Below are 8,781 nucleotides of genomic sequence, written 5' to 3' on the forward strand. Positions count from 1 at the left end.
TCCAATTTTAGGGCTCGGACCCTCCTTCTAAAAGTTCCTTCACTTCCTTGAGAACCGAGTTCTTGGCAAAGACTATGACCTGGCCCCTTTCGGGGAGCTTTGTATCGCCTGAGGGGATTATGAGGTTCCCCTTCTCGTCGTAAACCGCTATAATCAACGCGTCTTTCGGGAGGTTGAGCTCCTTGACGAGCTTCCCTGCAATCCTGCTGTTCTCGTCGATGTTAAACCTCACTATCTCAGCCCCTTCCTTAGGGAAGAGAACCCTGTCAAAGCCCGGCGTAACGATATTCCTGCTTATGTATTCAGCGGCTATCTCTTCGGGGGAGATTACAAAGTCGAAGTACTTCTTCAGGTCCTTGACCTCTTCGAAGATTCTCCGGTTTTTGGGATTACTTATTCTAAGCGAGGTCTTGACGTTGGGGTTGAGGTTCTTGGCCAGTATGCATGCCAATAAGTTGGCGTCGTCTTTGCCAGTTAAAGCGGCGAAAGCATCTGCCTGCTTTATATTGGCCTCTTCGAGGGTCTTGGGGTCAGTCGCGTCGCCCTCGATAACAAGACCGTTTATCTGCATCGAGAGTTCCTTTGCTCTTTCCCTGTTCATCTCTATTATGGTAACGTCGTGGCCGTCTTCCTCGAGCATCTTGGCCACTAGATAGCCAACCCTGCCGGCACCCATTATGATGACATACATCACTCCTCACCGATGAGGTACTTGGCTATCTCGGCGTAGGCCGGCCTCGTAACGAAGATTCCTATGAGGACACCGATTATGGTCGTTACGGCAAAGCCCTTCAGGGTCCCTACAAAGTAAACGAGGAGGAAGCTCATCGCCGCTATTGTGGTTGCCGCCGAAGCGAATATTATGAAGAACGCCCTTCCTATTCTCTTGAGACTGCTGGCGCGCCTCTTTATTCTAACTGACCTCTCTCCCCCAAGTAGCTCGTCTGTTATAACTATCTGCTGGTCAACACCTGTACCAATCGCGGCTATTATACCCGCTATACTCGGCAGGTCGAGGTTCCACTTTATCAGTGCCGCGATTCCAAGGATTATAGTCACCTCGAAGAGGCTCGTGCTGGCGATGGGGATAGCTATCTTCCACTTCCTGTAATGGAAGTAGACGAGCAACAGTACCATTATCAGGGCGCCTATTCCAGCGTACAGTGCCTGTTTTTTGAAGTCCTGACCCAGTTTTGGTGAGATGAACTGCATTCCTATAACCTTGAGCTTAACCGGGAGGGAACCACTCTTGAGGACAGTATAGACCGTCTTGGCCTCTTGCTCCGCAGTAAGCCTATCAGGGGCCTGGCCACTTATCTGAACGTCTGTCTGGGGCTCCCCATTGGCAAGTCCCTCACCAAGGGAGTAGGGGCCATAGAGACCGAGGACGCTCCTAATAAACTGGGTATCGCTAACGCCACTCTGCCTGGGAACGTAGCGAACGCTCACGTTCATAGACTTAAGGGAACTAACAAGGTTCTCACCAACATCAACTAGAACTATGGGCTTCCCATCGGCCAGCTTTTTGAGCTCCTCTGCACTCTGGTTGGCATAGGTAACGGTAGTTATGTTAAGTGCCTTGTGGATTCTCTGGAGCAGAGTAGGAGCCTGAGGAGCCTGGGCATTGAAGGTTGTGCTATTCATGAGGTCATATATGCTCTTAGGGACTACGAGGAGTGAGTTAGCTGGAGGGTCAAGAAACATGTCAACGGGCCATCCGGCTTTTCCCTTGGCCAACTTTGCGAACTTCTCAGCTGCTACCTTAGATATTCTAAATGGAACAGACCAACTGCCATCGGATTTTATTTGAGGGGGCCCGACGTAAACTATGTCCTTGCCCGTTCCAAAGATTACACCGTCGAACTCCATGTAGAATACACCCTGGCTTTCAATGACCTTCTTGAGGGCATTTGCCTCTTCTGCATTCGTTACGTTGGCAACCTTGACAACAACTATATCGTTTCCCTGCCCCTGAACCTGTATATCCCTCAAACCGAAGGTGTTGAGCCTCTTCTGAAGGGATTCAACAACAAGCTCCATGGTCTTTGAGTCAACGGGATGCTCGGTCTGGGCTATAATTGCAACTCCACCCGCTATGTCAATACCATACGTGAGAGGACGCATGGCGAGGGTCGCCACAGAGCCTACGAGGAACAGGATAAGGAGGATAATCCTCCAGTTGAAAAGGAGCCTCTTAAGCTTCCTGTTCATGCCTTAACCCCCCTTGTTGAGAGATACCACCTCAGAACTCCAGCATTGAAAATCCAGGTGTTCATGAAGTCGGCGAGGAGACCGAAGATGAGGACTATAGCTATGTTGTCTATCGTTGGAGATGTCGAAATCAGCCAGAGCATGAAGAGTGCTCCAAGGGTTGTAGTGCTCATTGTAAAGCCCGTTGAAACGGCACTCAGATAGGCCTCTTCGATGGTGTCCTCCTTTCTCTTCGTCAGTTTTGTCGTGAGAAGTATGTTACTGTCAACGGTGTAACCAATGAGCATCAGGAGCGCGGCTATTGTTGCAGTGGTAAGCTGAATGCCGAAGACACCCATCATTGCAACGGCTATTGTCATGTCCGAAAGGGCCGAGAATATTATCGCCAGAGATGAGACAGGGTTCCTGAAGAACAGGAATACCACAACGGCCATTGCTATGAAAGCAAAGGTTATTGCCTTTATTCCTTGTTTCTTAGCAAGCTCTCCAAACGTTGGAAGGACTTCGCTGTGGGTGTACTCGGCGTTGGGATACTTCTGCTTCAGGATGTTGATTATTTTGACTGGGTCAACTCCCGTGGGAGCGTAAACACGGATTCCCTTGGTCCCCTCAACGCTTGTGAAACTCTCGACGGTGACCTGAACTCCAAGCTCGTTGCTCAGCCACTTTTCAATCGTATCGGGATTGGCGTTCACACCGTAGGCGGTTACCACGACACCGCCCTTCAGGTCAATGCCAAGCGGAGGAAACCGAACTGCCAGTATGAGTAGTGCGATTATGAAAACCGCAAGCGGGTAGATTATCATCTTCTTTGGTTCCATCTCAGCTAAGAATCTCAACTTTTCGCGCTTTTTTGCCCGGAATTCATTTGTTTCACCGGGCTTTTCAGCCTTCTTCCTGGCCATACGTTCACCCCTAAGAGTTTGTAAGCCCAACTTGTGGTTAATTTGAAGGGTGGGTTTTAAAATTAGTGGTTCGCTGGTTTAAGTTGAGCACCGCTCACCAGAAAGGTTTAAAAGATTTCACTCGCCTCAAAGCCAATTTTAGCAGAGGATAACGGGATTATTCAAAAACTACCAAAAACTTTCAGTTTAAATCCATAAAATTCCGTTCCAGTCAGTTCAGAACCGAAACTGCCCGTTTATTCCCGTTCGCTTCCGGGATTAACTTTAAAAAGGGAGCAAACTACCCACCCCTCAGGTGAGAAGCCATGAGCGAGATAGAGACCATCGGCTTTCACTACGTTGTTGAGGCCGCTGGCTGTGACCCGGAAGTACTCAGTGACGCTGACAGGATAAGAGAGATATTCCTCGAGGCGGCGAAGGTCGGCAACATGGAGGTCAAGTCAAGCTACTTCTTCAAGTTCTCACCAACGGGTGTCAGTGGAGTTGTCATCGTTGCCGAGAGCCACATTTCGGTACATACATGGCCGGAGAAAGGTTACGCGGCTCTGGACGTTTACACCTGCGGAACCAAGGCCAACCCGGAGAAGGCCGTTGACTACATCCTCGAGCAGTTCAAGGCCAAGTACGCCCACGTCAGCGAGATAAAGAGGGGCATTGAAGAGGACGACGACACATTCACCCACATGATAATGACATGGGAAGAGAGCCTCAGGAAAAACGGAAACGGGAATGGCTAAGTCACAGGAGCTTTTCTATCTCCCTTATTCTCTCAAGCGCATCATTGAGAACCTTCCTAACGTTCTCGAGCTTTGCCTGTAGCTCGCGGTTCTGTTCTTCAAGCTCCCTGACCTGTTCTCTGAGCTCATTGAGTTTCTTCTCAAGTTCCTCCTTCTCCCTCTTGAGTCTCTCGTACTCCTCAAGCGCAACCAGTTGGCCACCTTTGGCCAGAACCTCAACGTTTCTGACGAGCTCCTCAAGTTTGCCTTGCTTTATAAGCTCGTAAGTTTCTCTGACCAACTGTCCTGCCTTGGTCTCCCCTTTGAGGTGCTTTCTAATAGTCTGCTCAGTCCTGCCGAGTTCCTCTGCAATTTCTCTAACCGTCATTCCAGCCTTCTCCCTGGCTATTGCTCCTGCCGCAACAGCCAAACTGTCGACCCAAGTTAACCTTTCGGCCGGGTCCTTGATTAGCTCTATGACCTCTGGCCTGAACAATGTCGCAAAGAGGAGTATACTCTCAAGCCTGTGTATCTCCTCCCTCCCAATTGGGTTCAGGGGAATCTCCATTCTCTCACCTCCTTTAGGTTTATTCAATATTCAACTATTGTCTTTCTTTTGAGGACTTTATCCGGATAAACCACTATTCCCTTGTCGGTTATCTCAAATGGATGCCGCCTCATTGAATGGCTCGTTCCGCGCATCTTCCAGACTATAAGGCTTCTCTTGAGCTCGCCGTCAATCTCGTCCAAATCAAGGCGGATTATTCCGTCAACGCCATGCTCAACACCCGGCCCGCCAAAACCCCTTTCACCAACACTTATCTGACTCACAAGTATACTAGTGACTCCCAGCCCTGCCAAAACCCTCTTGAGTTGCATGACAATGCTCCTCGCCATCGCGGGCTTATTGATGTAGAGAGTTGTAACGGAGTCTATAACGACTCTCTTCGCACCGATGTCCTTGACGGCTCCTCTGAGGACGTCTATGAACTCTCTAATGTCCGTTAGGTCGTGGACTATGTACTTTTCATATTCTTTACTCTTCCCTATTCCGGCTGTGAAGGCGTCAACCATTGCAAAAAGTCCTTCCTCCTCATACTTTCTCACGTCCCAGCCGAACTGGGCCATGTTCTGCCTCACCTGAACGGGGTGCTCCTCGAGGGCAACGTAAATACCGGGCTCACCCATCTGAAGACCGTTCCATACGAACTGCTGGATGAATATTGTTTTTCCCGTTCCGGGACCACCGCTTAGAAGGACGACGTTTCGCTCGGGAATCCCACCGTGAAGGATTTCGTCCATACCGGGGATGCCTGTTTTAACCCTCCTAATCATGAGTGTCACCTCCTTTAGTTACTTTTAGTTACCATTAAGCTCTACGCAAAAGGTCTTAAAAAGGTTACGTCATGTTAGAAAAGTCTAGCGCCTCCTCCTCAGGAACTCGCCAATGTCGGTGACGTTCAGGATAAACTTTTTCCTACTTGCAGGGTTTATCCTGCCTATGCCAAGGATTATCCCATTCTCATCGAAAATAACGAGCTTCTTAGTCCCCTGCCAGCTGTACTCCTTCACGCCGTTCCTCGGGACGTCTTTACCCGTCGTGAAGAGGAAGCCGGCCTTCGGCTTCAGAACGGCGTAGTTCTTCTGAACATCAACGAAGTAGAAGAACTCAATGTTGGGGTAAAACTTCTCAACGAGGTTGTCCACCTTTATTGTCCCGACAAACGTCCCGTAGGAGTAGGGTTTGAGCTTGAGGGTTTCTATCTTCTCCCATACCATCTCGTTTACAGCGTAGACGTCCCTAAACTTACCCTCGACAACGGCGAAAAAGCTATGCTTAAGCTCGCCGTACTTCTCTGCCTCCCTGAGTATCAAATCGTACTCCCATGCGGAGGCGCGCCGGTAACGGAGTTCACGCTCCATGTTCCTAACCACCAATGGAAAACTTAAAAGCTTAGCCCGTCCCGTTGATGGAAACGTTCTCGGGATGGGCGACTATAATGCCCATGTTTTTGGTGATGCCTTCGCTCATGTGAAGGTGTGCGTAGTAGTCTTCGACAATCCACTGGGCCGTTAGAAAGCTCACAGCACCGGAGAACAGCAGTAAGAGTAGCGTCAAAGCTGTGAAAAGTGGGGAGACGTCCTCCAGGTTCCCGGTGCATAGAATAAGAAACAGGCCAAGGAACGAGGAAAGAGCCCAGAGAACGAAGACAGCTATTAGAACAGGCGTTTCGCCAGTGGGCTCAAAGCAGATTGCCAGGGAACCGATGAGGCCTACAGAGAAGTAGATGGCTCCAAGGTATTTCCCCTGTTCGGCAAAGTGGTTAAGCCTAAGTAATAAAGGGAGAGTGCACCGAGGGAGAAGTACAGGAGAACCAGAAAGGATAGGAGCCACGCTATTTCCCGAAACATGCCCTGCGGAAGGAGAACAGAAAACATCACCGAGGGAATCCCGTAAAAGACATGTTGAGAACGCCATGAACGAGATAAGCGGACGTCAGCAGGAGACCTCTCATAAGGAGTGTTAGGAAGGAAGTTGTATATCTACTTTTCGAGCCCGTCGAGAAGCTTCGCAAAGCCGTTCATATCGGTTCTTTCGAACTCTTGCTCGAACTCCAAGCCGAGTTTCGCTATCTCCTCGGGGCTTATCACGACTTCCGGCTCCTCCGCGTTTATCCCAGGACAGCCCTCGTCGTAATAGAGCCAGAGGGTCTCGCCTTTGTATTCAAACGGCTTCTCCCCATCAACGCCGAGAGGCTTACGCGAGACCATAAAGGGGTAAATCCTGCATATAAGGGGCCTCACCGAATGAATCCTGCACTTTCCAGTCTCGGGGTCGTGGAAAACGCATCCCAAATCCCACTCCCTAATAGCAAGGACGAAGCGTATCTTATCTCCCTCGACAGAAAAGGTTACGAAATCCTGTGGGTCATAGCCAGCCTTGACTATCCCCTCGATGTCCTTGAGAGTAAGGTAAATGTGCCTCCCCCTGCAACAGTCGAGACAGTAGAGGCACCTAAAGTGCACAGGTTTCGTGAAGGGTCTTGGTTTGAAGCGCATGCTCTTTCCCTCCGCAGAGGGCTTTATAAAACTTCCCAGAATTTTTAGTAACATTTCCACAGAAAACTTTTTAAAGTTTTAAAGTAACTTTTCGTGAAAAAATTTGGGGGTGAGAACGTGGAATACGGAGAGGTTAAGCAGAACTGGGTATGGCTTTTGGGACTCGGGATAATCTTCATGACGCTGGGCTTCGCCGGGTTACTGTTGCTACCCCTGGTTAGCATAACGAGTGTCGCCATTTTCGGTGCCTTCATGCTCGTCGGCGGAACACTGCAGGTCATACAGGGAATCGCCAAGGCCAAGGACTGGAAGAGCAGAACCCTACACATCATCATGGGTGTTGTGTACATAATAGGCGGTATAGCAACGCTTGAAAACCCGGTTCTGGCAACGACAGTTCTGACTCTCGTTCTGGGCTTCTCTCTGATGATAATAGGTGCTATAAGGATTGGCGTTGCGTTCCAGAACAGGGACATCAGCCAGTGGGCTCTGATGACACTCTCGGGTGTCCTGACGGTAATCCTGGGGTTCTTGATAGTTATTCAGTGGCCTTGGTCGAGCCTCTGGGCGATTGGGCTCTTTGTATCGGTTGACCTGATAATGAGCGGTGCAAACTTCATAGCGATAGCACTTAGCGCGAAGGCCGAACACGAGGCAACGACCAAAACAGCCGCGGGGTGAACAGGGCTGATAGCCCTTATTTCCCTAATTTTAGCAATCACGGTTTCTCTTATAATAGTCAGGATTGGAGCGGTAGCCCTTGAAATGACGGGCCTCTCAAGGGAAGTCGCCTCCTTCCAGGCCCAGTCGGCCTTTTCAGGAACGGGCTTTACCACAAGTGAAAGCGAATACGTAGTTTCACATTCTGCAAGGAGAAAAATCATTCGGATACTAATCTTTCTTGGAAGTGCTGGGATAACTTCTGTTATAGCAACACTGGTCTTAACATTTGTTGGAAAAGGACGAGAGGAAGCAACAGGGTATCTACTCATCCTAATAATGAGCCTTATTGTTCTCTACATAGTTTTCACGTCCAAAACCGTTGATAGGCTTATGAGAAAGTGGATTAAGAGGTTCCTCCAGAGAGCCTTTCCAGAGCTGAGAGTCTATGACTATACCCAGCTTTTAGGAATAACCCACGGCTACTCAATCTCTCAAATAAAGGTGAAAAAGAACAGCTGGCTTGCCAACAAAAGTTTGAGGGAACTAGAGCTAGACAAGGAGGGCATACTGGTTCTCGGAATATACCGGAAAACAAAAGACGGGGAGGTTTATATAGGGGCCCCCAGAGGCGACATGGTAATCCTGCCAGGGGACGTCTTGGTCTGTTATGGCCCGGAGGAAGCTCTGTTGGAGCTGTCTAAGAGGGTAAAAGGGAAGAAAGGAGACGAGGCCCACGAGGAAGCCGTAAAAAGGGCCCAACTTAGGGCAATGGAAGAGGAGATAAAGGCCAGACCTTAGGTGTTCAAGTGCGCGTCGAACTCTTTACTCTTTTTATAGCCAGCGTAATCCCTATCTAGTCTTTTAGCAACGTAGGGGCCGTTCTTCCGGTAGCCGAACTTACGGTAGTATTCCCTGACTCCGACGCCACTTATAACCAGCATCTTCTTTACGTCGAACTCCTCACGGGCAATCCTTTCAGCTTCACTCAAAAGCTCCCTACCGTAACCTCTGTGTTGCCATTCGTAGCGTGGCTTCCCCCCTATCGGCACGAGAGGACCGTAGACGTGGAGCTCCCTGACTATTGCTGAAGGACAGCAGTTTATTTCCTTCCGATGAGCTTTTTCGCTCGGAATCCTTAGTCTAAGGAAGCCTATGAGGATGTCGTTTTTGGTATCTTCAAAGCTGAGGAATATCTCCCTTCCTCCTGCTGCTTCATAGTCCTCGCG

At 49.6% G+C, this 8,781-nt stretch carries 12 protein-coding genes; 3 read left to right on the forward strand and 9 right to left on the reverse strand.

What is annotated here, in order from left to right; all coding sequences use genetic code 11:
• Positions 1-7: 7 nt before the first annotated feature.
• Genes F7B33_RS05075 through F7B33_RS05085 form a run of 3 tightly spaced genes read right to left on the reverse strand, consistent with a single transcriptional unit; the run spans position 8 to position 3,116 of the window.
• Entirely contained in the window at positions 8-691 is a 684-nt protein-coding gene (locus tag F7B33_RS05075) for a TrkA family potassium uptake protein (RefSeq protein WP_297063030.1), read from the reverse strand.
• Positions 691-2,211 carry a preprotein translocase subunit SecD gene (locus tag F7B33_RS05080; protein WP_297063032.1) on the reverse strand — a complete coding sequence of 507 codons (1,521 nt, stop codon included), beginning with the start codon at positions 2,209-2,211 and terminating at the stop codon, positions 691-693. The genes F7B33_RS05075 and F7B33_RS05080 overlap by 1 nt, the downstream gene beginning before the upstream one ends.
• Positions 2,208-3,116, reverse strand: coding sequence for a protein translocase subunit SecF (locus tag F7B33_RS05085; RefSeq protein ID WP_297063035.1), 909 nt, complete (start codon positions 3,114-3,116; stop codon positions 2,208-2,210). Before F7B33_RS05085 ends, F7B33_RS05080 begins: the two co-directional genes overlap by 4 nt.
• A gap of 314 nt (positions 3,117-3,430) precedes the next feature.
• Between F7B33_RS05085 and speD the strand changes: the two genes are divergently transcribed.
• Positions 3,431-3,853, forward strand: a complete 423-nt coding sequence (gene speD / locus F7B33_RS05090; RefSeq protein ID WP_297063048.1) for an adenosylmethionine decarboxylase — start codon at positions 3,431-3,433, stop codon at positions 3,851-3,853.
• A 1-nt stretch (position 3,854) separates the two neighbouring features.
• Here the strand turns inward: speD and F7B33_RS05095 are convergent, their stop codons facing one another.
• The 5 genes from F7B33_RS05095 to F7B33_RS05115 form a co-directional block, all read right to left on the reverse strand.
• On the reverse strand, positions 3,855-4,400 hold the full coding sequence (locus tag F7B33_RS05095; RefSeq protein ID WP_297063037.1) for a hypothetical protein: 546 nt from the start codon (positions 4,398-4,400) through the stop codon (positions 3,855-3,857).
• 23 nt (positions 4,401-4,423) lie between these two features.
• The gene (locus F7B33_RS05100) at positions 4,424-5,167 is read right to left on the reverse strand and encodes a KaiC domain-containing protein (RefSeq protein WP_297063039.1); all 744 of its coding nucleotides are present in this window, start codon (positions 5,165-5,167) and stop codon (positions 4,424-4,426) included.
• Positions 5,168-5,251: 84 nt separating this feature from the next.
• The gene (locus F7B33_RS05105; protein WP_297063041.1) at positions 5,252-5,755 is read right to left on the reverse strand and encodes a hypothetical protein; all 504 of its coding nucleotides are present in this window, start codon (positions 5,753-5,755) and stop codon (positions 5,252-5,254) included.
• Between the two features lie 31 nt (positions 5,756-5,786).
• Complete coding sequence (locus F7B33_RS05110) at positions 5,787-6,227, reverse strand: hypothetical protein (protein WP_297073531.1); 441 nt, start codon at positions 6,225-6,227, stop codon at positions 5,787-5,789.
• Between the two features lie 149 nt (positions 6,228-6,376).
• The gene (locus tag F7B33_RS05115; protein ID WP_297063045.1) at positions 6,377-6,892 is read right to left on the reverse strand and encodes a YkgJ family cysteine cluster protein; all 516 of its coding nucleotides are present in this window, start codon (positions 6,890-6,892) and stop codon (positions 6,377-6,379) included.
• Positions 6,893-6,985: 93 nt separating this feature from the next.
• On the opposite strand from F7B33_RS05115, the gene F7B33_RS05120 reads away from it, so the two are divergent.
• A complete protein-coding gene (locus F7B33_RS05120) occupies positions 6,986-7,573 on the forward strand; it encodes an HdeD family acid-resistance protein (RefSeq protein WP_297073533.1) in 588 nt (195 codons plus the stop codon).
• 6 nt (positions 7,574-7,579) lie between these two features.
• Positions 7,580-8,353 (forward strand): potassium channel family protein, encoded by a 774-nt coding sequence (locus F7B33_RS05125; protein WP_297073541.1) that lies wholly within the window; start codon positions 7,580-7,582, stop codon positions 8,351-8,353.
• Here F7B33_RS05125 and F7B33_RS05130 read toward each other — a convergent pair.
• A partial coding sequence (locus tag F7B33_RS05130) for a GNAT family N-acetyltransferase (RefSeq protein WP_297073535.1) occupies positions 8,350-8,781 on the reverse strand: 432 nt, incomplete at its 5' end. The genes F7B33_RS05125 and F7B33_RS05130 overlap by 4 nt on opposite strands.

It is taken from the genome of Thermococcus sp., from assembly GCF_015523185.1.
Lineage (GTDB): Archaea > Methanobacteriota_B > Thermococci > Thermococcales > Thermococcaceae > Thermococcus.

Excerpts from the sequence above, each read along its gene's own strand:
- F7B33_RS05095 (WP_297063037.1), bottom strand. The coding sequence starts at position 4,400 with ATGGAGATTCCCCTGAACCCAATTGGGAGGGAGGAGATACACAGGCTT.
- F7B33_RS05085 (WP_297063035.1), bottom strand. The coding sequence starts at position 3,116 with ATGGCCAGGAAGAAGGCTGAAAAGCCCGGTGAAACAAATGAATTCCGG.
- F7B33_RS05080 (WP_297063032.1), bottom strand. The coding sequence starts at position 2,211 with ATGAACAGGAAGCTTAAGAGGCTCCTTTTCAACTGGAGGATTATCCTC.
- F7B33_RS05115 (WP_297063045.1), bottom strand. The coding sequence starts at position 6,892 with ATGCGCTTCAAACCAAGACCCTTCACGAAACCTGTGCACTTTAGGTGC.
- F7B33_RS05100 (WP_297063039.1), bottom strand. The coding sequence starts at position 5,167 with ATGATTAGGAGGGTTAAAACAGGCATCCCCGGTATGGACGAAATCCTT.
- F7B33_RS05105 (WP_297063041.1), bottom strand. The coding sequence starts at position 5,755 with ATGGAGCGTGAACTCCGTTACCGGCGCGCCTCCGCATGGGAGTACGAT.
- F7B33_RS05075 (WP_297063030.1), bottom strand. The coding sequence starts at position 691 with ATGTATGTCATCATAATGGGTGCCGGCAGGGTTGGCTATCTAGTGGCC.